This window comes from Bacillus inaquosorum, from assembly GCF_023238325.1.
In the GTDB taxonomy this organism is placed as follows: Bacteria; Bacillota; Bacilli; order Bacillales; family Bacillaceae; genus Bacillus; species Bacillus inaquosorum.
The window spans coordinates 1,972,171-1,997,887 of sequence record NZ_CP096592.1 but is presented as its reverse complement, the minus strand read 5'-3'; the positions used below and the strand labels follow the sequence as shown (position 1 = coordinate 1,997,887).

The 25,717-nt window shown below is 42.8% G+C and carries 19 protein-coding genes and 1 pseudogene; 7 read left to right on the top strand and 13 right to left on the bottom strand.

The genetic code is table 11. The features are described 5' to 3' along the window. Positions 1-17: 17 nt before the first annotated feature. The 3 genes and pseudogenes from M1M80_RS09965 to xynC all read left to right on the top strand — a co-directional run bounded on the left by M1M80_RS09965 (position 18) and on the right by xynC (position 9,476). Entirely contained in the window at positions 18-7,844 is a 7,827-nt protein-coding gene (locus M1M80_RS09965) for a non-ribosomal peptide synthetase (protein WP_060398720.1), read from the top strand. Positions 7,845-8,029: 185 nt separating this feature from the next. Continuing rightward, a pseudogene (locus M1M80_RS09960) lies at positions 8,030-8,143 on the top strand (hypothetical protein); the annotation flags it as partial. Positions 8,144-8,204: 61 nt separating this feature from the next. Next, a complete protein-coding gene (gene xynC / locus M1M80_RS09955) occupies positions 8,205-9,476 on the top strand; it encodes a glucuronoarabinoxylan endo-1,4-beta-xylanase XynC (RefSeq protein ID WP_060398719.1) in 1,272 nt (423 codons plus the stop codon). A gap of 307 nt (positions 9,477-9,783) precedes the next feature. Here xynC and M1M80_RS09950 read toward each other — a convergent pair whose 3' ends face one another. The 3 genes from M1M80_RS09950 to M1M80_RS09940 form a co-directional block, all read right to left on the bottom strand. Next, a complete protein-coding gene (locus M1M80_RS09950) occupies positions 9,784-10,047 on the bottom strand; it encodes a YnfE family protein (protein ID WP_060398718.1) in 264 nt (87 codons plus the stop codon). Between the two features lie 76 nt (positions 10,048-10,123). Further along, complete coding sequence (locus M1M80_RS09945; protein ID WP_060398717.1) at positions 10,124-11,623, bottom strand: cellulase family glycosylhydrolase; 1,500 nt, start codon at positions 11,621-11,623, stop codon at positions 10,124-10,126. A gap of 322 nt (positions 11,624-11,945) precedes the next feature. Beyond that, a complete protein-coding gene (locus M1M80_RS09940) occupies positions 11,946-13,343 on the bottom strand; it encodes an alanine/glycine:cation symporter family protein (protein ID WP_003238169.1) in 1,398 nt (465 codons plus the stop codon). A 499-nt stretch (positions 13,344-13,842) separates the two neighbouring features. Between M1M80_RS09940 and M1M80_RS09935 the strand changes: the two genes are divergently transcribed. Together M1M80_RS09935 and M1M80_RS21540 are read left to right on the top strand one after the other, a co-directional pair. Further along, positions 13,843-14,196, top strand: coding sequence for a hypothetical protein (locus tag M1M80_RS09935; protein ID WP_019258534.1), 354 nt, complete (start codon positions 13,843-13,845; stop codon positions 14,194-14,196). A gap of 25 nt (positions 14,197-14,221) precedes the next feature. Beyond that, positions 14,222-14,347: a hypothetical protein gene (locus M1M80_RS21540; RefSeq protein ID WP_003238174.1), complete on the top strand. Its 126-nt coding sequence runs from the start codon at positions 14,222-14,224 to the stop codon at positions 14,345-14,347. A gap of 47 nt (positions 14,348-14,394) precedes the next feature. Here the strand turns inward: M1M80_RS21540 and parC are convergent, their stop codons facing one another. The 3 genes from parC to M1M80_RS09920 form a co-directional block, all read right to left on the bottom strand. Continuing rightward, on the bottom strand, positions 14,395-16,815 hold the full coding sequence (gene parC, locus M1M80_RS09930) for a DNA topoisomerase IV subunit A (RefSeq protein ID WP_060398716.1): 2,421 nt from the start codon (positions 16,813-16,815) through the stop codon (positions 14,395-14,397). A 3-nt stretch (positions 16,816-16,818) separates the two neighbouring features. Beyond that, entirely contained in the window at positions 16,819-18,786 is a 1,968-nt protein-coding gene (gene parE, locus M1M80_RS09925; protein WP_019258532.1) for a DNA topoisomerase IV subunit B, read from the bottom strand. A 393-nt stretch (positions 18,787-19,179) separates the two neighbouring features. Next, positions 19,180-19,587 (bottom strand): CoA-binding protein, encoded by a 408-nt coding sequence (locus M1M80_RS09920; protein ID WP_060398715.1) that lies wholly within the window; start codon positions 19,585-19,587, stop codon positions 19,180-19,182. Between the two features lie 166 nt (positions 19,588-19,753). Between M1M80_RS09920 and plsY the strand changes: the two genes are divergently transcribed. Further along, on the top strand, positions 19,754-20,335 hold the full coding sequence (gene plsY, locus M1M80_RS09915; protein WP_003238179.1) for a glycerol-3-phosphate 1-O-acyltransferase PlsY: 582 nt from the start codon (positions 19,754-19,756) through the stop codon (positions 20,333-20,335). 79 nt (positions 20,336-20,414) lie between these two features. Then, entirely contained in the window at positions 20,415-20,702 is a 288-nt protein-coding gene (locus M1M80_RS09910; protein WP_003238180.1) for a HesB/YadR/YfhF family protein, read from the top strand. Positions 20,703-20,733: 31 nt separating this feature from the next. Here M1M80_RS09910 and M1M80_RS09905 read toward each other — a convergent pair whose 3' ends face one another. The 7 genes from M1M80_RS09905 to acnA all read right to left on the bottom strand — a co-directional run bounded on the left by M1M80_RS09905 (position 20,734) and on the right by acnA (position 25,569). Further along, positions 20,734-21,033, bottom strand: coding sequence for a hypothetical protein (locus M1M80_RS09905; protein WP_060398714.1), 300 nt, complete (start codon positions 21,031-21,033; stop codon positions 20,734-20,736). A gap of 15 nt (positions 21,034-21,048) precedes the next feature. After that, positions 21,049-21,465: a YbgC/FadM family acyl-CoA thioesterase gene (locus M1M80_RS09900; protein WP_060398713.1), complete on the bottom strand. Its 417-nt coding sequence runs from the start codon at positions 21,463-21,465 to the stop codon at positions 21,049-21,051. 83 nt (positions 21,466-21,548) lie between these two features. Next, positions 21,549-21,803 carry a small acid-soluble spore protein Tlp gene (tlp, locus tag M1M80_RS09895; RefSeq protein WP_003238183.1) on the bottom strand — a complete coding sequence of 85 codons (255 nt, stop codon included), beginning with the start codon at positions 21,801-21,803 and terminating at the stop codon, positions 21,549-21,551. Positions 21,804-21,839: 36 nt separating this feature from the next. Then, positions 21,840-21,986, bottom strand: coding sequence for an acid-soluble spore protein SspN (gene sspN, locus M1M80_RS09890; RefSeq protein WP_003221249.1), 147 nt, complete (start codon positions 21,984-21,986; stop codon positions 21,840-21,842). A gap of 64 nt (positions 21,987-22,050) precedes the next feature. Beyond that, positions 22,051-22,176, bottom strand: a complete 126-nt coding sequence (locus tag M1M80_RS09885) for an FbpB family small basic protein (protein WP_003244964.1) — start codon at positions 22,174-22,176, stop codon at positions 22,051-22,053. A 79-nt stretch (positions 22,177-22,255) separates the two neighbouring features. Further along, entirely contained in the window at positions 22,256-22,768 is a 513-nt protein-coding gene (locus M1M80_RS09880) for a redoxin domain-containing protein (protein WP_060398712.1), read from the bottom strand. A gap of 71 nt (positions 22,769-22,839) precedes the next feature. Beyond that, on the bottom strand, positions 22,840-25,569 hold the full coding sequence (gene acnA / locus M1M80_RS09875; RefSeq protein ID WP_019258526.1) for an aconitate hydratase AcnA: 2,730 nt from the start codon (positions 25,567-25,569) through the stop codon (positions 22,840-22,842). Positions 25,570-25,717: the final 148 nt, after the last annotated feature.

Below are 25,717 nucleotides of genomic sequence, written 5' to 3'. Positions count from 1 at the left end.
CAACTGGAGGGATATGAATGTCAGAATTCAAACAACAGGAGTTGTTCTGGGGCCGTATGTTTCACGCGGAAGACCGCCCCAGTGCATTCCCTTCGTTTCAAGTGTCCGACTCAACATTAAAGCGTGATGTATCGAGTGCATCTGACTGTATTCACAGTTCATTGAGTTCAGATGTATCACGGCGCATCCTGACCATGACGAATCAAACGCCAATGGCCGTCTATCTGGTACTCCTGATCGGAATTGAGTCCTTATTGTACAAATACACGGGGGAAGAGGGTGTAATTACAGGGGTTCCAACCTTTGAAGACGAAACTGATGAAGATCTTCGTTTAGATCAACTCATGTTAATCAAACAAAATATAAATGCCGACAGTACGTTTAAATCTATATTCCATGAACTGAAACATACGCTGGACGAAGCGATCCTATATCAGGACGTTCCCTTTGATAAAATGGCCGGACAGCTGCGACTGAACTACAATACAAATCATTTGCCGATCATCCATACGGTTGTTTCATTAGAGCAAATTCATTCTGAGCGTTTCATAGAAACGGCTGCTTCAGATGCCTTATTTCAGTTTGCTATGGAGGAAGACTCGATTGATGTAAAGTTATTTTTTAATGAACAAGCCTATGACCGTCAGTATATGATGCAGGTAATCGGGCATTTAAACCGTCTATTTTCTATCATGTTATTTCAGCCGGACCTCACTCTCGGTGAAGTAAATATTTTGTCTGAAGCGGAGACAAATACATTTCTAGTTGACTATCATCATACGAAAACTGAATATCCGCGAGATAAGACGATCTATCAGTTATTCGAAGAACAGATGAAACGAACACCCGATCAAGCAGCCATTATTTGCGGAGAAAAACAATTCACGTATCGTCAGCTTAATGAACGTGCCAATCAATTAGCCCGAACGTTGAGAGCCAAGGGCATGCGGACGGATCGGCTCGCAGCCATCATCAGCGATCATAACATTGAGGTGGTAGTTGGAATACTGGCCGTATTAAAAGCGGGCGGTGCCTATGTGCCAATTGATCCGGATTATCCGAAGCATCGCATACAGTATATAGTAGATGACTCCCAAGCTGATATCGTCTTGACGCAGAGCCATCTCCGAAAGCAATTGGAACTTACGGGCACAATGGTTTTCATCGATGAGGAAAGTTCTTACCACGAAGACGGCTCTGACCTTGAACCGATCAGCAGTATGAAGGATTTGGCCTATGTCATCTATACGTCGGGTTCCACAGGCAAGCCTAAAGGTGTGGCAATTGAGCATCAAGGCTTAACCAATTATATTTGGTGGGCCCGCAGGGTATATGTCAAAGGAGAAAAAACCAACTTTCCGCTATACTCGTCCATCGCTTTTGATCTGACGGTAACGTCTGTTTTTACTCCGCTTATTACCGGCAATGCCATTATTGTCTACGGAGGAGAAAACAGGGCGGCCTTGCTTTATTCCATTGTGCAGGATCCGAGGGTGGATATTATCAAATTAACCCCGGCTCATTTGCAGTTATTAAAAGAAATGAACATCTCTCCTGAGTGCACCATTCGGAAATTAATTGTTGGCGGCGACAATTTAAGCACGCGTCTCGTCCAAAATATCAGCGGACAATTCGGCGGCAGAATCGAAATCTTTAACGAATACGGCCCTACAGAGACAGTCGTCGGCTGTATGATTCATTCCTTTGATCCGCAAAACGACAGACGGGAATCAGTGCCGATCGGAACCGCTGCGGACAATATGAACATTTATGTACTGGATAAGAGCATGAAGCCGGTGCCAATCGGCGTCCCGGGAGAAATTTATATCAGCGGGGACGGCATTGCCAGAGGTTATTTGAACCGGCCGGAATTAACGGCGGAAAGGTTTCTGCGGCATCCCTTTGTACCGGAGGGGAAAATGTACCGAACGGGAGACTTGGCCAGGCGGCTGCCGGACGGTAATATCGAATACCTCGGAAGGATCGACCATCAGGTGAAAATCCGCGGTTACCGCATTGAAATCGGTGAAGTCGAAGCCGCATTTTTTCATATACCGCCGATTCAAGAAGCCCTCGTTATTGCACAAGAAACCAACGGGGAAACATCTTTGTGCGCCTATTATACGGCACAGCATTCATTAACCGCAGGTGAGATCCGGGAACATCTGTCTCGGCAGCTTCCGGACTATATGATACCTGCTTATTTCGTACAGCTGAAAGCGATGCCGCTTACTTCCAACGGAAAAATAGATCGTCAGGCACTGCCTGTTCCAACAGGAAATCTCACGGGCAATACCTATACAGCTCCTCGGACAGAACTGGAAAAAATCCTAGCCGGAGTGTGGGAGTCGGTATTAGGCGCAGAACGCGTCGGAATCGACGATCATTTCTTTGAGCTGGGGGGAGATTCAATTAAGTCGATTCAAGTGACATCAAGCTTATATCAATCAGGGTATAAGCTTGACATCAAACACTTGTTCAAGCATCCGACGATCGCTGGGGTTGTTCCTTTTGCAGAGCCGGTCATCCGAATCGCTGAACAAGGAGAAATTAAAGGCCGGTCGCTTCTGACACCGATTCAGCATTGGTTTTTCGCCCAGCAATATCAGGATTTGCATCATTATAACCAATCCATCATGCTTTGTTGGAAAGAGAAATTGGATGAATCGAAGCTTCGCAAAGTCATGAAGAAGATTGCTGAGCATCACGATGCTTTACGTATGGTTTATGTTCCGACAGAACATGGATACCAAGCCCGAAACCGGGGGATCGATGAAGGAGATTTATTCAGCCTTGAAGTGTTCTCCTTACTTGAAGAAAACAACCCTGCCCAAACGATTGAAACGATCTCCAATGACATTCAGCAATCCATCCATTTAGCCGAAGGTCCGCTCATGAAACTGGGATTGTTTCAATGTCAGGATGGAGATCATTTGCTGATTGCGATTCATCATTTGGTCGTCGATGGCGTATCGTGGAGGATTTTACTTGAGGATATTGCAGCAGCTTATGAGCAGCTTCAAAACGGCGAAGCGATCCGGCTTCCGAAGAAGACAGACTCATACCTTTTATGGGCTGAACAATTGAAACGTTATGCAGAAAGTCAGGAATTCGAAGCAGAAAATCAATACTGGTTCGGGCAGAAACATAACCCGCAACATACATTGCCAAAGGACAAAGAACAGGAGACCGGTCTGATCGAAGACCGGGAAACGATCATCGTCCAATGGACGGCGGAAGAAACCGAATCTTTATTAAAAAAATCTAACCGGGCCTATACGACTGACATTAACGATTTATTGCTGACCGGACTTGGAACGGCTATTCATCGTTGGACCGGTTATGAAGACATTCTCATTCATCTGGAAGGACACGGCAGAGAATCTATTTTTCAAGACCTTGATATTTCACGTACGGTGGGATGGTTCACAAGCCTATACCCGGTTTCGCTCCAAATTAAGGCAGACCAGGATATCTCGCAGCGGATTAAAACAGTGAAAGAAAATTTGCGTAAGATCCCCCAAAAAGGAATAGGTTACGGCCTGATTAAGTATTTGTCCGATCACCCGAAGGCTTCCGAATTTACCGGACAGCCGGAAATCAGTTTCAATTATTTGGGTCAATTTGATCAAGATTTCCGAAACGGCAGGATGGAGGTATCTCCTTACTCAAGCGGGAAAACAGTCAGTGACAAGCGCCCCATAACCTATGCACTTGATATCAATGGCATGATTTCAAACGGTCAATTGTCGTTGGCAATCAGTTATTGCAGTAAACAATATCAAAGAGAAACAATGGAAGCCTGTGCCGATCTCTTAAAAAGCAGTTTGCAGCAAGTCATCGAACATTGTGATGCTCAAGATCAAATTCACCTGACGCCAAGCGATATTTCATTAAAAGATATAAAGATCGGTGAACTAGATCAATTTGTGCAACAAACACATCACCTTGGTGATATTGAAAATATATACCCATTAACCCCTATGCAGAAAGGAATGTTGTTCCATAGCTTGATCGATTCGGCTTCCGAAGCTTACTTTGAACAAGCCGCTTTTGATCTGAAAGGTTTCTTGGATATCGAGGCATTTAGGATGAGCTTGGCGCAGCTGGCCGAAAGATATGACATTCTTCGAACTCTTTTTTATACAGAATGGAAAGATCAGCCTTTGCAGATTGTATTCCGGCAAAAGCCGATTGAAACGGTCGTTGAAGATATTCGGAGCATGAACAGTCATCAACGCAGCGAGTTTATTGCCGATTTTGCGAGAAGAGATAAGGCGCGAGGATTCAATCTCACCCGAGATGCTTTAATGCGCGTATCGATCCTGAGGACAGATGTAGACCAAGCGCGGTTGATATGGAGCTTTCATCATATTTTAATGGATGGCTGGTGTTTGCCTCTTGTTACGAAAGAAGTGTTTGAAACCTACTATTCGATTCTTGAGCGGAGGCAGCCGAAGCGGGGAGCCGTCACTCCATACAGCCGATATATCGAATGGCTGGATAAAAAAGATCACAAGCAGGCAGAAGTCTATTGGCGTAATTATTTGGAAGGCTATGAAGGGCAAACTGTTTTGTTACAAGAACAATCCTCCAACCAGCCGAAAGGATACGAAAAAGGAGAGCATGCGTTTCGTTTAGGAAAGCAGCTCACAGACGAGATCAAACGGGCCGCAAGCCACCATCAAGTCACGCTCAATACATGGATACAAACCGCATGGGGCTTATTGCTGCAAAGATATAACGGGAGTCAGGATGTCGTTTTCGGCACTGTCGTATCCGGCCGGCCGGCAGAAATCCCGGGAATTGAAACTATGGTCGGTTTATTTATCAATACCATTCCCGTACGTATTCATACGCAACCTGAAATGACAGCTGCACAAGTATTGAAAATGAACCAGGAGCGGGCACTGGCTTCTCAAGCATACGATACATTTCCGTTGTATGAAATTCAGGCTCAAACTGAGCAAAAGCAGCAGTTGATCAATCATATTATGGTTTTTGAGAATTACCCGGTCGAGAAACAAATAGAACATATGAAGCAGGATGACAAAGCATTAGACATTATCGATTTTCATATGGAAGAACATACCCATTACGATTTTACTTTTATAGTTATGCCGGCCGGAGAAATTGAAATTCGTTTTGTATACAATCGTGATGTTTATGATCAAGCATGTGTCGAACGGATGCAGGCGCACTTCATGCAAATCATTAAGCAAATGGCGGACGATCAGGAAACTCGCGTCCAAGAACTGGATATAGTAACAGCGGATGAACGATCGCTCCTGATAGACAAGTTTAACGATACGGCGGCCGAGTATCCAAAGAAAAAGACGATTCATCAATTGTTTGAGGAACAAGCGGAGCGAACGCCGGAGCAAGTGGCGATTGTTTTTGAAGATCAGAAGCTGACGTATCGGGCATTAAATGAACGCGCTAATCAGTTGGCCCGAACCTTGGTCGCCAAAGGACTTCAGGCTGAGCAGCTTGTTGGCATTATGGCGGAACGTTCACCGGAGATGGTGTTAGGCATCCTCGCTATTTTGAAAGCGGGAGGAGTTTATGTACCGGTCGATCCGGAATATCCGGAAGAACGCATCCATTATATGCTTGAAGATTCTAACGTCTCTATATTATTATTGCAAAATCATCTTCTAAAATGTACCGCTTATCAAAGTCATGCTGTCTTCCTTGACGATCCGTCATCATACGACGTCGAAGCATCCAATCTCAATCTAAGGACAGCGCCAAATCAATTGGCCTACGTCATCTATACATCAGGAACAACGGGGAATCCGAAAGGAACGCTCATTGAACATAAAAATGTGGTCCGTCTATTATTTAATAACAAAAACCTTTTTGATTTTAACGCATCGGACACATGGACTTTGTTCCATTCCTTCTGCTTTGATTTTTCAGTGTGGGAAATGTACGGAGCGCTGCTGCATGGGGGCAAATTAGTGATTGTTCCGAAACAAACAGCAAAAAACCCCGAAAGGTATTTGCAATTGTTAAAGTCGGAAGCAGTGACAATTTTAAATCAAACGCCAAGTTATTTCTACCAACTGATGCAGGAGGAGAGAGCATATTCCGAATCCAATTTAAACATCCGAAAAATCATATTTGGCGGAGAGGCGTTAAATCCATCCTTCTTGAAAGACTGGAAGATTAAATATCCTTTAACGCAATTAATCAATATGTACGGCATCACGGAAACCACCGTTCATGTCACATATAAAGAAATCACGGAACGAGAAATCGGCGAGGGCAGAAGCAACATCGGACAACCTATTCCTACCCTGCAAGCGTATATTTTGGACGAATATCAACGCATTCAGGTAATGGGCATACCGGGAGAGCTCTATGTTGCAGGAGAGGGGCTGGCTAGAGGATATTTGAACCGCCCGGAATTAACGGCAGAGAAATTTGTTGAACACCCATTTGCCCCAGGCGAAAAAATGTACAAAACGGGAGATGTCGCCCGATGGCTGCCTGACGGCAATATCGAGTATTTGGGAAGAATTGATCATCAGGTGAAAATCCGGGGTTACCGGATTGAACTCGGCGAGATCGAGACAGCTTTATTGCAACTGGAATCTGTCAAAGAAGCGGTCGTCATCGCGATTGAAGAAGAGGGCTCCAAGCAGCTGTGCGCCTACTTGACAGGAGACGAATCATTCAATACGTCGCAGCTGAAGCGGCATTTGCTGAACAAACTGCCCGCGTATATGATTCCAGCTTATTTTGTACAAGTAGAGAAGATACCGATAACCGCTAATGGAAAAATCGACAGGAAAGCTTTGCCGGCTCCTAAGGGAAATAGGCTCACCGGAACCGAATACGCAGCACCCGAAACGTTAATTGAAAAGCAGCTGGCCGAGATATGGAAGAACATTTTAGCTCTCAGTGACCCGGGGGTTAAAGATAATTTCTTTGACGTTGGCGGCCATTCGCTCAAAGTTTTGCAAGTTATTCATCAAATTAACGCCAGTATGGGAATCAAAATGCATTATCAAGCCGTATACGATTTTCCGACCATTGAAGCAATGGCACGCGCCATTCAAGCAGCGGTGTTCGGGTCCAAGACGGATAACGTATTCGTCAAGATGAATCAGAACGGTTCAATCCCTGTGTTCTGTTTCCCGCCTTTAATCGGGTATGGGCTGGTTTATAATGAAATGGCAAAAAGACTTGATGGCAGCTGCACCGTCTATGCCGCTGATTTCTTGGAAGAGCCGTCTTATGAGAAAGAGATCGTTGACCAGTATGCAGAAAGCATAATAGGCATTCAAGAAAAAGGGCCTTATGTTTTGCTTGGTTATTCTTCGGGCTCTAATTTGGCTTTTGAGGTTGCTAAAGCCTTGGAGAAGCGTGGACGCGTCGTATCAGACATTATGATGCTGGATTCTAAAATAGCCGTTTCTGTGACTTATTTATCGGAAGAGGAAACTGAAGAGATCATCCATCTGAATCTGGATATCATTCCGAATTATTATAGAGAATTATTAACCATTCCTTCGATTAAGGATAAAATCAGAAGCTACCTTGCGTATCACAATGAACTGATCAATTCCGGCGCCGTCAACGCCAACATACATCATTTGGTGTGTGGCGATTTGACTGATAGAGGATGGACGCAATCAACTGCACAGCATTACCTTGAGTACAAATTAAAAGGAGACCATGTGACGATCTTTGAACCTCATAATATCGAAGAAAATGTGGATACAATTCAATCTATTATCAAAAGAATTGAAGAACGGCATCATCAAGGACTTGTTCTTGATGAACAACTGTCAATGGGATCGTTTGCAGGAGACACAAAATTTAACAAAATGTAAGTGATCTAGTGCAAAATGCCGCTGCTGGCAGTCAGCGGCATTTTTTTATTAAAAAAGTGAGAGTAATACTCATGTGTTTGCTACGGTTTACTCTAGAAATAATCATTTTATGTGTTCTTCTTGACCAGTCATCAAATGTTAAAAAGAAACTCCTCCATTTTAAGGAAAAAGGAGGATGTTAAGTTATGCGTAAAAAGTGTAGCGTATGTTTATGGGTTCTTGCTTTATTATTGAGTTGCTTATCTGGGAAGTCTGCGTATGCTGCCACCAGTACTACAATTGCAAAACATATTTTGAATAGGATATTCGCCATAACGTATTTTTCCAATACCGTAAAAGACATATGAAGGAGAGGAAAAAATGATATCATGCGTAAAAAAACCAATTTGTGTATTATTGGTATGTTTCACTATGCTGTCAGTAATGTTAACCGGTCCATGCGCTACTGAAGTTTTGGCAGCAAGTGATGTAACAGTTAATGTATCTGCAGAAAAACAAGTGATTCGCGGATTTGGAGGAATGAACCACCCGGCTTGGATTGGGGATTTGACAGCAGCTCAAAGAGAAACTGCTTTTGGCAATGGACAGAATCAGTTAGGCTTTTCAATCTTAAGAATTCATGTAGATGAAAATAGAAATAATTGGTACAGAGAAGTGGAGACTGCAAAGAGTGCGATCAAACATGGAGCAATCGTTTTTGCTTCTCCCTGGAATCCTCCAAGTGATATGGTTGAGACCTTTAACCGTAATGGTGATACATCGGCTAAACGGCTGAAATACGATAAATACGCCGCATATGCGCAGCATCTTAACGATTTTGTTACCTTCATGAAGAATAATGGTGTGAATCTTTACACGATTTCGGTCCAAAATGAGCCTGATTACGCTCACGAGTGGACGTGGTGGACGCCGCAAGAAATACTTCGCTTTATGAGAGAAAACGCCGGCTCGATCAATGCCCGCGTCATTGCGCCTGAGTCATTTCAATACTTGAAGGATTTGTCGGACCCGATTTTGAACGATCCGCAGGCTCTTGCCAATATGGATATTCTCGGAACCCACCTGTACGGCACTCAGATCAGTCATTTCCCTTATCCTCTTTTCAAACAAAAAGGAGCGGGGAAGGACCTTTGGATGACGGAAGTATACTATCCGAACAGTGATAACAACTCGGCGGATCGATGGCCCGAGGCGTTGGATGTTTCACATCATATTCACAATTCAATGGTAGAGGGAGATTTTCAAGCTTATGTCTGGTGGTATATCCGAAGATCATATGGTCCTATGAAAGAAGATGGTACGATCAGCAAACGTGGTTACAATATGGCTCATTTCTCGAAGTTTGTGCGTCCCGGCTATGTAAGGATTGATGCAACGAAAAATCCTAATGCGAACGTTTACGTGTCAGCCTATAAAGGTGACAACAAGGTCGTTATTGTTGCCATTAACAAAAGCAGCACAGGAGTAAACCAAAACTTTGTTTTGCAGAATGGATCTGCTTCTCAGGTGTCTAGATGGATCACGAGCAGCAGCAGCAATCTACAACCTGGAACGAATCTCAACGTAACGGGCAATCATTTTTGGGCCCATCTTCCAGCTCAAAGCGTGACAACATTTGTCGCAAATCGTTAAGGGTACCTAAGGCACGTAACTCATTTTTCTATAGAAAGTCTGAATTTGCGATTTTCTGATAGGGCTTTCATCGTTTTGAAGCTGCATGCTTATTGCCATTTTAAATGCGGAAGGCATCAGCTTGTCAAGGAGATATAAATTAGGGGGAGAAGAAGGATGTACAACAGCAAAGCTTATATCTCTAGCTTTTTTAGTTTACATAATATATATTCTAGGAAGTAAACAAAATAAATGAATTCCTGTCTCAATATCAAAGTATACTTAAGTTAGTGAGACAGAAAATGAAATTTCACAGTTGAATCTCTAATCAAAAAAATGGCGTAGTCAATCCATAATAAACCGCTTCTAAATCTTCCAGCGTCATATCGCCATATGCACATTTGATAACCGAGTCCGCAAACACATCGTAGTCATAATCTGTAGAAAAACCTTGCTGCAGCTGTTTTTCGTAAACATCGATCTGTTCTTTTTGATTTTGGATGTCTTTTTCCTTACCTGGATAGTCCGGACCATTGATCACATCATTCATTTCTTTGAACAGCACCATATACTGTTTCAATGTTTCATCCACAATGTAAACCTCCTTATTTGCTGTATAAGATGATGAAAACGGACATCATTATTGCTGATGTCCGTCAAACGCATAACTATTTGGGTTCTGTTCCCCAAATCAGTTTTCCGTGCTTATATAATGTGATTTTTTTCGTTGTTTTAAACGTATTGGATTGGAAAAAGGAATAATCCCCGCTTTGTGCATAATTGCTCCAGTCATCATTATGAAGACGAAGCTGAACGTCCCCGGTGCTTGCTCCCGGTGACAGCGTTCCGTTTTTAAAACCTAGTTCCAGATAGGCATCTGCGCCTTGCTTAGGTTTATGTAACATCACAAACTTGTGTGTCACATTGCTGCATCCGATCTGCGCGTAGTCACAGTCATAGTTCTGGCCTTTGTTATTCGCGTTATACCAGTAACGGACAGTGACATCTTTTAAATCAACCGTGGCGTTGCCATTATTTGTAATGTGAATCTGCGGGCGGATTTGGTTGCCGTTCACACTTCCATCACCTGCTCTGTATTGCACAGAGATACTGTTTTTCTGTGTCGGTTTATCTTGTGTTGGCGTTTCAGGACTGTCCTTTGTCGAATCTTTGGTGCCGAGAATGTTTTCTCTTACGAATGTTCCTGAAGCGGATAAATCGGTCAACGGCCAGCCGCCTGTTTTAGATGCTCCCGGCTTTAAAGCTGAAGACGATTCCTGCTTATCAGAAAGATTCCAGTTCACCCAGCTGATATTCTTGCTATTGAGATAATTCAGCCATTCCCGCGACTGGTCAAGAAATACTCCGCCATTTCCGGAAGCATCACTTGTCCCCCATTCCGTCACAAAAATAGGCGCTCCTTTGCTGAGGGCATAGTTTGCTTTATCCCGTAAAAACTGGCCATGTGTGCCGGCATAAAAATGAAGCGCGTACATGACATTTGCATCCTTTAGCTGATCATCGGCAGCATCATTCACATCCTGGCTCCATGTACCGGTTCCGACGATGATGAGGTTGTCGGGATCATGTTTACGGATAACGGAAATCACTTCTTCCGCATACGGTTTAATATCACGCTTCCAGTTCACATCGCCGTTTGGTTCGTTCGCAATTTCATAAATGACGTTTGGCGTGTTTCCATAAAGGCTCGACATTTCCTCGAAAAATTCTTTTGCCTTCTCTTTATTTTGATTTGGATTGCCGTCATTTAAGATATGCCAGTCAATGATGACATATACCCCAAGCTCTTTTGCCGCTTCAACCGCTTCTTTCACTTTGTTTTTCACAGACGGATTATCAATATAACCGCCGTCTGCCGTATACATTGCCGCACGGAAAACCGTAATGCCCCAATCGTCTCTCAGCCATTTTAAGCTGTCTTTATTGACGAAATCGCCATACCATTGCAATCCGTGTGAACTGATCCCCTTCAGCTGTACCGCTTTGCCGTCTTGATTGAATAGCTGTGTACCTTTTATGCTAAGCTGGCCATTTATGGATACTGGCGTTTTTGCCTCTGCTGCAGATGCTTCTGGAGCCGCCAAACCGCCGATTGCTAATAATGCAATGTATAAACATACGATTAAGATAGAGACTGAACGTTTCATATATAATATTTTCTCCTCCTTTAAATTATATAAAATATGCCTAGTAACTCACCGCTCTCCCTCCCTTTCGCTTTTTAGCACGGACTCATTGTAAAAATCTTTCTCACGATTGTCTATCAACCTAATTTCTTGTTTTTAGACGGCTTAAAAGCCTGTCTATTTGCTCTTTTTGTCTTATCTCAGATACAGCTGACACATGCGGAACCAAAGATAAAAGTGTTTAACCAGGACTTTACACGTTATTTTTTTATGAAATCAAAACATTCCGCTTCTTTTGGACAAATAAAAAGCTGCATTCAATATATTGAATGCAGCCGTGTTCTTATGCTTCTTGTTTCTCATCTTCCCAAGTTTCAGCGTTTTTCAGACCCGGGATGTTTTTCGCTTTGAATACAGGATCTAATCCTTGCTTACGCTGTTTCGCGTAATCTTTATACACTTTATAAGCAACGTTTGACAGCAGCGCAATAACAATTAAATTAATCAGCGCCATGATACCCATAAAGAGGTCCGCCATATCCCAAACGATTTGGAAGCCTGATAAAGATCCATAGACAACCATCGCAATAACAGCGATACGGTAAATATTCAGCCATGTTTTGCTTGTTTTAATAAATTCAATGTTTGTCTCGCCATAATAATAGTTCCCGACAACTGAACTGAATGCAAACAAGAACATTGCGACTGCGATGAAGCTAGGCGCCCAGCCTCCAATATGATGATTAAGGGCAGCCTGCGTTACTTGGATACCATCACCTTTTGGTGTTACACTATACAGCAAAATAATGAACGCTGTGGACGTACATACGATAAATGTATCGAAAAATACGCCTAATGTTTGAATAAAGCCTTGCTTTGCCGGATGCGATACATGAGCCGTCGCAGCCGCGTTCGGAGCGCTTCCCATTCCTGCTTCGTTCGAGAAAAGTCCGCGCTGAGCACCGATAACGATGATGCCTCCTAATCCGCCGCCGACGATTTGCTCAATACCGAAAGCATTTTTAACAATTGTTGCGATAATGCCAGGGAATGCCGTTATATTGGTAATAACGACAAACAAAGCAATGAGGATATAAATGCCTGCCATAACCGGCACAATTAGCTGTGATACAGCTACAACACGTTTCAAACCGCCAAAAATGATAAACGCAGTTAAAGCTGCCAGAACGATGGCTACAACTATTTTGTTTACATGGAATGCGCCATCCAACGCCCCTGCAATTGTATTCGTTTGAACAGCGTTAAAGATTAAACCGAATGAGACCGTAATTAAGACAGCAAAAACAACGCCAAGCCATCTGACCCCAAGACCCTTTTGGATATAGTAGGCTGGTCCACCGCGGAAGTTATCTCCGTCCTTCACTTTATAAAGCTGCGCTAACGTACTCTCAACAAAACTTGAAGCCATCCCTACAGCAGCTACAACCCACATCCAAAATACAGCGCCCGGTCCGCCTGTCGCAATTGCTAAGGCTACACCAGTCAAATTCCCTGTGCCGACTCGGGATGCGGCCGAAATAAAGAATGCCTGCATAGATGAGACACCTTTATTTCCTTCTGGTTTCTCCCCTACTATTCTGAACATTTCAATAAAGTAACGGAATTGGATAAAACCAAAACGTATGGTAAAAAACAATCCAAGCCCTATTAAAATATAAAATAGGTAATTCCAGATGAAATCACTTGGAATATTAATTAAACTGTTGAAAAATGACCCCATATTTACCTCCCGTTTTCATCAATTCATGGTGAATTCAAATTTGATGTTAGATTATTTAACATAACGAGTCTTATTATATCACAATATGTCGAATTAGGAAGTTTTTTCGTGAAGATTATTGTTCTAGATTGAAGTTCACGCCTTCGGTCTCTCTCTATTATTTTCCTATGAATAGAAATATTTCTTATAAGCTTGTATTTTAAAAAGAGTTCTCTTTTAAAATATTAGAATTTCTCTCCTGGCACTTTCTGTTTCCTTTGATACATAAAGTCATAAATCCTAAACAACAAACATATCATCTAAAATGCGTTTTTATTCACATCTTAGACCGGGTATACATACACTAATAAAAGAAATTTCTCTTTCAAAAATAAGCAAAAAGATATATACTTAACAAAGTGAAATTTATTTTTAAATTTAATAAATCAGGTTTACTTTTGGAATGGATTGGGGTATTATTATAAAAATATTCAGTAATATTAAAGGAGGGGAAGATCATTTGAAAAAGGTAACGATACTGAAAGCGTCCATCTTGTTCTTGGCGATTGCCAGTTTTCATTTGTTCTCAATTCCCCATGCCTTTGATATTGGCCATCATTATAAAGCTGTAGCCGACCAGCAGGAAATGCATGAGATGAAAGTAGGGCAAAATGCAGATGATGAAAAGAAATCCATCACAGGAGCATTTGCGCTGACTGCTTTATGGGCAATGGCTGTTCTGCTTATAACCGCTGAAAGCAAAAATACGGGTTACTCCCGCAGGCGCCAGCGGAAAAAAAGCTTTATACTGGCCAAATTTTATCAATCGTCTTATTTCGGCAAACTTCATGTTCAACATCACCCGATTATATAACGAAAATATGAGGAGGCTGTTAAACATGTTGTTTATCTTAAGAATGGTGATTTTAGGCTTATTTTCTTTCACAGCGCTGAATTTATTTGTATGGCAAGGAATCGAAGTCATTCATGCCATGACAGATCTTTTCTCCAGCCATGAAAGCTGATAAAAAAACAAACGAAACCCGCTCGCATAATGTGAGCGGGTTTTTTATTATTGTTCTGTATGAAGGCGCCAGACAGCCGTGACCTTGCCTGACTCCTCTTCATCAATAAAGAAAGAGCCATTGCTGTATCTGTCGTTAGTCCGGAAGTCTTTTGCCAGGAGTTCTTTTCTGTCACCTTTTTCTGTTTCCGCCATAAATCGCTGATGAAGACTGCAAGCAAACAATGCTGCGACTCGGTGAGGGTTCTTCTTCAGTTCCCTTAGCATTACGACACCGCGTTTTGCGCGGGATGTTTTTTCAAACTCAGAAAGGCTCATGCGTTTCACCGCTCCCCGCTGAGTGAACAATACAATTGAATCGGATTCTTGAAGGATCTCTCCGGAGACAACAAAGTCATCTTCTTTTAGGTTAATCCCTTTGACACCTGCCGCACGTGCGCCGACTACATTTACTTCGTCTTCTCCAAACCATAGGCCGTACCCTAGGTGAGTGGCCATAAAGATCTGGCTTTCCCCATTTGTCACATGTACATCAATCAGTTCGTCTTCACCCTTGAGATTTAAGGCCACAAGCGCTTTAGAATAACGCTGTGCTTTATAATGGGTGAGTTCTGTCTTTTTCACCATGCCGTGTTTCGTGAAGAACAATAGATACGCCGACGGGTCAAATTCTTTTATCGGTATGGCCTTTACAATCGTTTCATCACGGTCAATGGTGATCATATTTGAAAAATGCTGGCCCATGTCCTTCCATCTGATATCAGGCAGCTGGTGAACCGGACAATAGATGTAGCTTCCTTTGTTCGTAAAGAGCAGCAGCACATCCGTCGTATTCATTTCAAACTGATGCAGCATCCTGTCCGTATCTTTCATTCCGAAATCTTGACCGTTGGAAGCGGCAAATGAGCGCTGACTCGTCCGTTTTAGGTAACCATCCTTCGTAACGGTCACATATACGTCCTCAGACGCTACCATGACTTCAAGGTTAATTTTAATTTCCTCAATTTTTTCTTCAATCACAGAGCGTCTCGTGTCTGCATATTTCTTTTTCAGTGCTTTCAAGCTGTTTGTGATCACTTTTAACAGCTTTTTATCATTGCTCAGAATGGATTCGAGCTCTTCGATTTTTTTGCCGAGCTCTTCTGCCTCTTCCTTCAGCGCTGTGATATCTGTATTAGTTAAACGATATAGCTGCAATGACACGATGGCTTCAGCCTGAGGCTCTGTAAAATTATATTTCGCTATCAAGTTGTTTTTAGCGTCACGTTTATCGCTTGAAGAACGGATCGTTGCAATGACTTCATCCAAAATGGACAAAGCTTTCATGAGACCTTCTACGATGTGATGTCTGTCTTTTGCTTTTTGAAGCTCGTAGACAGACCGGTTTGTGACGACTTCCTTCTGGTGGCCGATATATGCATCCAAAATAGACGGCAGGCTCATCAGCATCGGACGGCGGTTATGAATGGCCACCATATTAAAGTTATATGTGATCTGCAAATCGGTATTTTTATATAAGAAATTCAAAATGCCTTTGGCATCCGCTTCTTTCTTCAGTTCAATGACCACTCTCAGCCCTGTCCGATCCGTTTCATCGCGAACCTCTGAGATGCCCTCAACCTTTTTATCAAGGCGGTACTCGTCCATTTTTTTCACAAGATTTGCTTTGTTTACTTCAAATGGAATTTCCGTAATGACAATTTGTTCTCGTCCGCCTCTGATGGATTCAATTTCAGCTTTTCCGCGGATAATGATTTTTCCTTTTCCGGTTTCGTATGCTTTTCTTATCCCGTCAACGCCTTGAATAATACCGCCTGTCGGAAAATCAGGCCCTTTAATGACTTCCATGAGTTCATCAACAGAGCAAGATGGCATTTGAATACGCTTAATGACAGCATCAATGACTTCTCCCAGATGATGAGGGGGAATGTCGGTCGCGTATCCTGCAGAAATCCCGGTAGATCCGTTGACCAATAGGTTAGGAAACATCGCCGGGAGTACAACAGGCTCCTTGCTTGTATCATCGAAGTTCGGCACAAATTCAACCGTATTTTTGTCAATATCCCGAAGAAGCTCAGATGCAATCGGAGATAGTCGTGCCTCTGTATAACGCATGGCTGCCGGGGGATCTCCGTCGATGCTTCCGTTGTTCCCGTGCATTTCGATTAACACATTTCGCACTTTCCAATCCTGGCTCATCCGCACCATTGCTTCATAAACCGAACTGTCACCGTGCGGATGATAGTTACCGATAACGTTACCGACCGTTTTGGCTGCTTTTCTGAAGTTTTTATCAAACGTGTTTCCATCTGTATGCATCGCATACAGAATTCTGCGCTGTACCGGCTTTAAGCCGTCTCTTGCATCAGGAAGCGCCCTGTCTTGAATAATATATTTACTGTAGCGTCCAAAACGGTCGCCGATGACCTCTTCTAATGGTAAATCATGAAATAATTCTGGCTGTGACAATCATTAAACCTCCTCAGCGACCGATAAGTTTTCATTTTCTAAAATATTGCTTTCTTCATCTAAGCCGAAAGCGACGTTTTTCTCAATCCACTTTCTGCGCGGCTCTACTTTGTCTCCCATTAACGTCGTCACACGTCTCTCTACACGTGCCGCATCGTCGATTTTGACTCTTACAAGCGTGCGGGACTCCGGATTCATTGTCGTTTCCCACAGCTGGTCTGCGTTCATCTCTCCAAGACCCTTGTATCGCTGAATGGTATATCCTTTTCCGACTTTTTTCAGGACATCATCCATCTCTTCATCAGACCATGCGTATTCAATGATTTCCTTTTTCCCGCTTCCTTTGCTGACCTTATATAAAGGAGGCAGTGCAATGAACACCTTGCCATGCTCAATGAGCGGCTTCATATAGCGATAGAAAAAGGTGAGAAGCAGCACTTGAATATGAGCGCCGTCGGTATCGGCATCTGTCATAATGATGATTTTGTCATAGTTGATGTCATCGATTGAGAAATCCGCTCCGACACCCCCGCCGATCGCATGAATGATCGTATTGATCTCTTCATTTTTAAAGATATCAGCAAGCTTAGCTTTTTCCGTATTAATGACTTTACCGCGTAAAGGCAGAACCGCTTGGAATCTGCGGTCTCTTCCCTGCTTAGCTGACCCGCCTGCTGAATCACCCTCAACGAGATACAATTCATTCTTTGCTGGGTTTCTCGAACCCGCAGGCGTCAGCTTTCCGCTTAATGTCGCTTCTGATTTTTTTCGTTTTTTGCCGCTTCTTGCCTCTTCACGGGCTTTGCGTGCCGCTTCGCGCGCCTGGCTCGCCTTGATTGCTTTTTTGACAAGAAGCGTTGCGGTGTCCCGATTTTCCTCTAAAAAGTAAGCAAGCTGCTCTGAAACAATCGCATCAACCGCTGATCTCGCTTCACTAGTACCGAGCTTTCCTTTTGTTTGTCCCTCAAATTGAAGAAGCTCCTCAGGAATGCGGACAGAAATAATGGCTGAAAGCCCTTCCCTTATATCAGTGCCTTCAAGGTTCTTATCCTTTTCTTTCAGCAAAGCCACTTTTCTCGCATATTCATTAAAAGCACGTGTCATCGCTGTTTTTGCACCTGATTCATGAGTCCCGCCGTCTTTTGTTCTGACGTTGTTAACAAACGATAAAATGTTTTCAGAATAGCCGTCGTTAAACTGGAACGCAAAGTCTACTTCTATTGAATGATGCTCTCCCTCAAACGAGACCACTTCAGACAAGACGTCTTTTTCCTCATTTAAGTAAGCGACAAACGCTTCTATGCCGTTCTCATAATAAAAGACCTCATGTTGGTCATTGCGCTCGTCAATCAGCTCAATTTTTAATCCTTTTAACAAAAACGCAGATTCTCTTAAGCGCTCAGAAAGCGTTTCAAAATTATAAGTTGTTGCGCTGAACATCGTTGGATCTGGCTTAAAGTGCGTAAGCGTTCCTGTCTTTTTTGTTTTGCCGATCTTTTCAAGAGATGTAACCGGTTTTCCTCCATTTTCAAATCGCTGCTGATAGACGAAACCGTCCCGCTCAATCGTAACCGTCAGCCATTCAGATAAAGCATTCACGACTGATGCACCAACTCCGTGCAGCCCTCCGCTTGTCTTATAGCCGCCTTGGCCGAACTTTCCTCCGGCATGAAGCACCGTTAAAATCACTTCAGGGGTTGGTTTGCCGAGCTTATGCATTCCGGTCGGCATGCCGCGGCCTCTATCCTGGACAGAAATACTGTTGTCTTTATGTATTTTGACGATTATGTGATCTCCATGGCCGGCAAGCACCTCGTCGACAGAGTTATCTACAATTTCATAAACCAAGTGGTGCAAGCCACGCGCGTCAGTAGAACCAATATACATACCCGGCCTTTTCCTGACGGCCTCAAGGCCTTCGAGCACCTGTATGGCATCTTCGTTGTAATCAAATTGCTGTTTTCTAGCCAAACGTACAAACCCCTTTCAAAAACTAACATTGTCTTTCTCTTTTTCAGTGTTACGCATCAATTGTATAAAGTATTTGTTAAAACCTTGCCTCGAGCCGGTACTGCCTTGGACTCCCCATTATAACCAATATGTTCGCAATCGCAACATAGAGCTAACGAATCAGTTCGCAAAACATCGGCTAGTGCTGTTTTTACACTACGAGAACGTATGTTTGTTTATTATATATAAAGCAGCAGACCTTCGCAAATCGAACGGCCGAAACCCAGCTAGACAAGGTATTCAAAAAAAGCTGTTCAAGCTTTATTGTATCTGTTTCACCGTAATACGCAAACAATATCTTAAAATTAAAAAGCAAAAATCCTTGAATTCACAAGGATTTTTGCAGTTCTGCACCTATTTTGTTACAGCGTGCGCCACTTTTATGCACAGATCCATGATAACCGTTCTGTTTTTTTCCTTTAGCATCTGGTAAGCTTCTTCGTTTACCAGCCCTTGCTGTGCCCAAAATACTGGGGCATCTGTCTCCAAAAACTCTTCCGCCACGCCTGGCAGCTGTTCTGAGCGCCGGAATACATTGACGATGTCAATTGGACCGTCAATCTCTTTTAAAGATGAAACGGCTTTGACACCAAGTGCCTCATCAATTGTAGGGTTGACGGGAATGATTTCATAGCCCGCATCCTGCATCGCTTTTGAAACCATATGCGACGTTCTATCCGGCCGGTCTGAAAGCCCCACTACCGCAATTCGCTTGCTTCTTTCAAGAATCTCTTTAATTTCCGCTTTGGAAGGGTTTTGCATCATGTACCACTCCTTTTTCATCTATTTTACATGATCAAAATGTAAGAAATCAAAATATGATGCATGTTTGATTGAATTTGCAAGCAAACTTTAAAAAACTTATCATCAGATTATGATATCTCATGTTAAAATAGAAAGAAGGGACTTTGAAAAAGGAGAAATGTAGATGTTAATTGCTTTATTGATTATTTTGGCCTACTTGATAGGCAGCATTCCATCTGGCTTAATTGTGGGCAAGCTTGCCAAGGGAATTGATATTCGGGAGCACGGAAGCGGCAACTTAGGCGCTACCAATGCATTCCGTACGCTGGGCGTAAAAGCGGGTTCGATCGTGATAGCCGGAGATATTTTGAAAGGGACGCTGGCAACTGCATTGCCATTTCTCATGCATGTTGATATTCACCCGCTTCTAGCAGGAGTCTTTGCAGTTTTAGGCCATGTGTTTCCCATCTTCGCTAAATTTAAAGGCGGCAAAGCCGTGGCAACGTCCGGAGGCGTTTTGCTATTTTACGCACCTCTGTTATTTATCACGATGGTTGCGGTATTCTTTATCTTTTTATACTTGACTAAATTTGTTTCTCTGTCATCGATGTTAACAGGGATCTATACTGTTATATATAGTCTCTTTGTCCATGATAAGTATTTATTGATTGTCGTTACCCTGCTCACTATTTTTGTGATATACAGACACCGGGCGAACATTAAACGAATTATCAATAAAACAGAACCTAAAGTAAAATGGTTATAAACCTTCTCTTTTGACACAGAATAGCCTAATACGTTTATAATAGAGAAAATTCAAATGAAGAACAAAGGGGTGTTCTGTTATGAATATGACAATTAACGAAGACGCACTGAACTGGTATAAGGAAGAGCTCGATTTAGAAAGCGGAGACCAAGTTCGCTTTTTCGTCCGCTACGGCGGCTGCAGCAACGTTCAAAAGGGATTTTCCCTCGGAGTGGCAAAAGATGCCCCACAAGAGGCTGGAGCCACTGCAGAAGCCGGCGGCATTACGTTCTTTATTGAAGAAAGTGATCTATGGTACTTCGATAACCACGACCTTCTAGTCAGCTATTCAGAGGACGCTGGTGAACCGGTTTTTGAATACCAATAAAAAAGAACGCACATAATGTGCGTTCTTTTTTTTACAAATGAAATCGTGTAAGATGATCGGTCAGGTTTTCTTGTTCCAAAATATATTTTTGTGTCTCACCCAGCAGATCAAAGTGAGGAAATTCACTTTTTCTATGTATCCATTCTTTTTTTAAACCGTACGCCGCTCCCCATTGAATCAGCTTATCAATATCTGCACAGCCGGCTTTAGTCACGGTCTTTGCTTCTGGAAACCGGTCATCCAGCCAATAATGTGTTAAAAATGCGATTTCTCCTCTTTTCACGGCGTGTTTCCACCGGTTGAGTTCCTCACGTTTTACACCAAACGCCATATCTCGTTCACTTCCCTATTTTTTGGCCTTTTCATATGCTGCGTGCCAATCTGGGAAAGCTTTGCGGAACTGAATAGGCTTAAAGCTTTCTTTATCCACACAAATATGAGATGAGGTGGCTTCGATAGAAAGCTCACCGGCCGGATTATAAATGTGATAACCATAAATGGTTTTAAAGCCGTTGTATTCCTCTATCCATGTGTGCACAACCGCGGTTTCTCCGTAATGAAGCGGCTTTTTATAGGAAATATTGATATCAACGACTGGAGAAAGAACGCCTTTCTTTTCCATATCACTGTATAAAAAGCCTAAGTCCTTAATGAGGGCCGTTCTGCCGAGCTCCATCCACACAAGATAATTTGCGTGATAAACAATCCCCATTTGATCAGTTTCTGCATAACGCACTTCTATTTCTTTTTTTGATACATGCAAGATTACTCTGCTCCCTTAACGTCAATTTAGCCCCATTTTACCATAATCAAATCAGAAAGAAAAAAACCAGGTTTCCCTGGTTTTTAAGAGCGGTATCCGTTTTCTCTCGCTGCGGACTCGTCTTGAATTTCATTGCGAAAAGCTTCGATGCTCTGTTCGCGTCTTGCATTTTTTTCTTTGATCCGCTGCTTATCTTCTCCCGAAGCAAACTCCATTGATTCTTCTGCTTCTTCTATGTTTTCAATTGTGTTTTGAACCATATCCTGCAATTTTTCTACATTATCAGAACGATCATCAGGTTTTGGCTGCTGCTGATATTGATTTTGGTTATTCGTCATTCGGATGTACCTCCTAGAAATAAACTCGGTTCGGCGTTACTCGCCTTTTGTCTGCATGATGATAGGCTGCTGCCCGGAAGTATCATGCATTTTTTCCCCTTTATTGGCTTTATATTTTACAGGCTTTGTACCCAAGTGGCTTGGAGCATATTGAGGCTGACCGTTTTTCTTGTTGTTTCCCATGTTTATCCCTCCTCAACAGATAGGATTCTCAAAAGGAGGGGTAAACATGAATACAAATTAAAGGTTATTTTTGCTTAAATCGCTGTTCAAGCTTTTCCTCAAGCTGATTTAAATACTCTGTATTGGTCATCAGCTCTTTTTTGTTTTCCATGACGAGCTCATGAAAAGAACGCTTTCTCATCTTCTTCACTCTTCTCACCTCCGCATATTCTTTTATTTTTTCCAATTCTGAAAACTTGTAAGCATATCTGAACATAAAAAAACTGAATCTAATCAAGATCCAGTTTTTGTTCCATTTCTTTTTTTGTCATGGTGCCAATGTGTATGTCTTGTATGACGCCTTTTTCATCTAAGATATACGTCGTTGGGTATGACATCACATTATAGTCAGCATTAATCCCTTTTTTATCAATCAGGATGGGAAACGTTAAGTCATAGGTATCAGCAAACGCCTGAACCTGTTTTTCGCTTTTCTCAGCTGAAGTGAAATTAACCGCAACAACCGCAAGTTCGTCAGCGTGCTCTTTTTGCAGCTGTTCCATCGCTGGCATTTCTTGACGGCACGGTTTACACCAAGTTGCCCAGAAATTGAGCAGCACTTTTTTGCCTTTTGTGTCCTGTAAGGAACTTCTCTCTCCTGATAGCGTTTTCAAAGAAAAATCAGGTGCTTGCTGTCCCTCTTCAATCCCCACTTCTTTTTTGCTGTATGTTTGATACAAATTCCATCCCATATAACCGGCAAGCACGATAAGCAGGATCCCTGCGAGCCATTTTTTCAGCATATGGCACCTCCGCAGCACACTTTGTCATAAAAAGAAGAGAAAGCTTAATGCCTTCTCTTCCTATTGATTCATCAGGATTGCTTCATTTTATCGCGAAGCACCATTTGCAGGATACCGCCATGGCGGTAGTAATCAATTTCAACTTCACTATCAAAGCGGACAAGTGCTTCAAATGTTTTTACATTTCCGTCTTCATCAATTGCTCTTACTGTAACGATATCACGAGGGCGTACGCTTTCATCAACATCTACCTCGATGACTTCTTTACCAGTTAAGCCGAGTGTTTCCGCATTTTCACCTTGTTTAAATTGAAGCGGCAGCACACCCATGAATACAAGGTTGCTTCTGTGAATTCTTTCAAAGCTCTCAGCAATTACCGTTCTGATGCCAAGAAGGTTTGTTCCTTTTGCAGCCCAGTCGCGTGAAGAACCCATACCATAATCTTTTCCAGCTAATACGACAAGACCGGTTTTATCTTCTTTGTATCTCATGCACGCATCATAGATCGATGTTACTTCACCAGTCGGCCAGTACGTTGTAAATCCGCCTTCTGTACCCGGCGCAATTTGGTTTTTGATGCGGATGTTTGCAAATGTTCCTCTCATCATGACTTCATGGTTACCGCGGCGGGAACCGTAGGAGTTAAAGTCACGAGGAGAAACACCTTTCTCTTGCAAGTACTTACCGGCAGGCGTGTCTTTTCCGATTGCCCCTGCAGGAGAAATGTGGTCGGTTGTGACTGAATCGCCGAATTTACCGACAACACGCAGGCCTTTTAATGGCTCAACCTTTCCTGGTTCAACAGACATTTCTTCGAAGAATGGCGGGTTCTGAATGTAAGTTGACTCGCTATCCCATTTATATAATGCTTCATCTGTTGTTTCTATCTCGTTCCAGCGCTTGTTATCGTCAAATACCGTTTCATACTCTTTGCGGAAGAGCTCAGGCGTAACAGTTTGCTTAACAAGTGAATTAATTTCGTCCATTGACGGCCAAATGTCGTTAAAGTATACGTTTTGACCATCTTTGCCCACACCGATCGGATCGGTTTTCAGGTTAATGTTTACCGTTCCAGCCAGCGCATATGCCACAACAAGCGGCGGTGAAGCAAGATAGTTGCCTTTAACAAGCGGGTGAATACGCCCTTCAAAGTTACGGTTTCCGGAAAGGACAGACGTAATCAGAAGATCATTTTTCGCAACTGCTTCTTCAATTTCTGGTGAAAGCGGACCTGAGTTTCCGATACATGTTGTACATCCGTACCCAACGAGGTTAAAACCAAGCTCTTTCATGTATGGAAGAAGGCCTGAATTCACAAGATATCCTGTAACAACTTTAGAACCCGGTGCAAGTGACGTTTTCACGTAATTAGGCACCTTAAGCCCTAATTCAACCGCTTTTTTCGCTACTAGTCCGGCGCCGATCAGAACGTACGGGTTTGATGTATTCGTACAGCTTGTAATCGCAGCAATGGCGATTGCACCCGTTTTCATAACTGTTTCTTCGCCGTTAAGGAGTTTAAATTTAATTTCTTTATCTTCTTCTTCAGCATTTAAACCGAATCCTTGGTTACCAGCAGGGCTGACCAAATGCTTTTTAAATGTTTCCTGCATAGCAGAAAGCGGGATTAAATCCTGAGGACGCTTTGGACCTGATAAGTTTGCTTCAATTTGAGACAGGTCAATTTCAACCACATCAGTAAATTGAGGGTCTTCAGCATCAGGAGTGTAGAACAAGCCATTACTTCTGCAGTATGCTTCAACAACATCAATATGTTCAGGATCACGGCCTGTCAGACGCAAGTAGTTGAGCGCTTCTTCATCTACTGGGAAGAAACCGCATGTAGCGCCGTATTCCGGAGCCATGTTCGCAATTGTTGCACGATCCGCAAGCGGCAGTTCAGCAATTCCCGGTCCGAAGAATTCAACAAACTTGCCGACAACGCCTTTTTGACGCAGCACCTGTGTCACTTTTAACGCCAAGTCAGTAGCTGTTGTTCCGTTTGGAAGCTTGCCGACAAGTTTCGCGCCGATTACCTCAGGAACTGGGAAGTAAGAAGGCTGTCCAAGCATTCCCGCTTCAGCTTCAATTCCGCCGACACCCCAGCCGAGAACGCCGATACCGTTAATCATTGTAGTATGTGAGTCTGTTCCGACAAGCGTATCAGGATACGTTACAAGCTCGCCGTCTTCTTCAATGGCATGGACGACACTTGCCAGGAACTCTAGGTTTACCTGGTGCACGATACCTGTTGCAGGCGGCACTGCCTGATAGTTATTAAACGCTTTCTTTGCCCAGCTTAAAAATTTGTAGCGCTCTGCATTTCTTTCGAATTCCAAGTCCATATTAATAGCTAACGCATCTTCTGTTCCCGCTTTATCAACCTGTACAGAGTGGTCGATAACGAGATCAACAGGAATTTCAGGGTTAATTTTATCTGGATCTCCACCGACAGCTGCCATCGCTTTACGCAGTGAAGCAAGGTCTACTACTGCCGGAACCCCTGTGAAGTCTTGTAAAATAACACGAGACGGTTTGAACGGAACGTCGATTTCCTTTAATTCGGCAGTTCCCCATTTTGCCAAATTTTCCACGTGTTCTTTTTTGATGACGAATCCGTCAACTTGACGTAATACTGATTCTAAAAGAACTTTGATGGAATAAGGAAGCTTCGAAACCTTCCCGATACCTGAATCTTCTAACGCTTTTAAAGAGTAGTAATGATATGTTTTCCCATTTGTAGTAAACGTTTTTCTCGCTTGGAAAACGTCTTTTGCTGCAGTTTTTTGCTCGTTTGCCATTCTCCAAAATCCCCCTTCAGATCAGATCATTCTCAGATGAACGTAAATTCCATCACAATTTTCTCACAATTTCATATTAAAACAAAATCATACATAAGTAAATATCAATGTTTTTATTAAATACAATAAGTTCGGCTTATCGGACAAA

Bases quoted from the DNA above. Each gene is read 5' to 3' on its own strand.
- M1M80_RS09965 (WP_060398720.1), top strand. From the start codon at position 18: ATGTCAGAATTCAAACAACAGGAGTTGTTCTGGGGCCGTATGTTTCAC.
- xynC (WP_060398719.1), top strand. From the start codon at position 8,205: ATGATATCATGCGTAAAAAAACCAATTTGTGTATTATTGGTATGTTTC.
- M1M80_RS09945 (WP_060398717.1), bottom strand. From the start codon at position 11,623: ATGAAACGTTCAGTCTCTATCTTAATCGTATGTTTATACATTGCATTA.
- M1M80_RS09940 (WP_003238169.1), bottom strand. From the start codon at position 13,343: ATGGGGTCATTTTTCAACAGTTTAATTAATATTCCAAGTGATTTCATC.
- M1M80_RS21540 (WP_003238174.1), top strand. From the start codon at position 14,222: ATGTTGTTTATCTTAAGAATGGTGATTTTAGGCTTATTTTCTTTCACA.
- M1M80_RS09920 (WP_060398715.1), bottom strand. From the start codon at position 19,587: ATGCAAAACCCTTCCAAAGCGGAAATTAAAGAGATTCTTGAAAGAAGC.
- plsY (WP_003238179.1), top strand. From the start codon at position 19,754: ATGTTAATTGCTTTATTGATTATTTTGGCCTACTTGATAGGCAGCATT.
- M1M80_RS09910 (WP_003238180.1), top strand. From the start codon at position 20,415: ATGAATATGACAATTAACGAAGACGCACTGAACTGGTATAAGGAAGAG.
- M1M80_RS09905 (WP_060398714.1), bottom strand. From the start codon at position 21,033: ATGGCGTTTGGTGTAAAACGTGAGGAACTCAACCGGTGGAAACACGCC.
- tlp (WP_003238183.1), bottom strand. From the start codon at position 21,803: ATGACGAATAACCAAAATCAATATCAGCAGCAGCCAAAACCTGATGAT.
- sspN (WP_003221249.1), bottom strand. From the start codon at position 21,986: ATGGGAAACAACAAGAAAAACGGTCAGCCTCAATATGCTCCAAGCCAC.
- M1M80_RS09880 (WP_060398712.1), bottom strand. From the start codon at position 22,768: ATGCTGAAAAAATGGCTCGCAGGGATCCTGCTTATCGTGCTTGCCGGT.
- acnA (WP_019258526.1), bottom strand. From the start codon at position 25,569: ATGGCAAACGAGCAAAAAACTGCAGCAAAAGACGTTTTCCAAGCGAGA.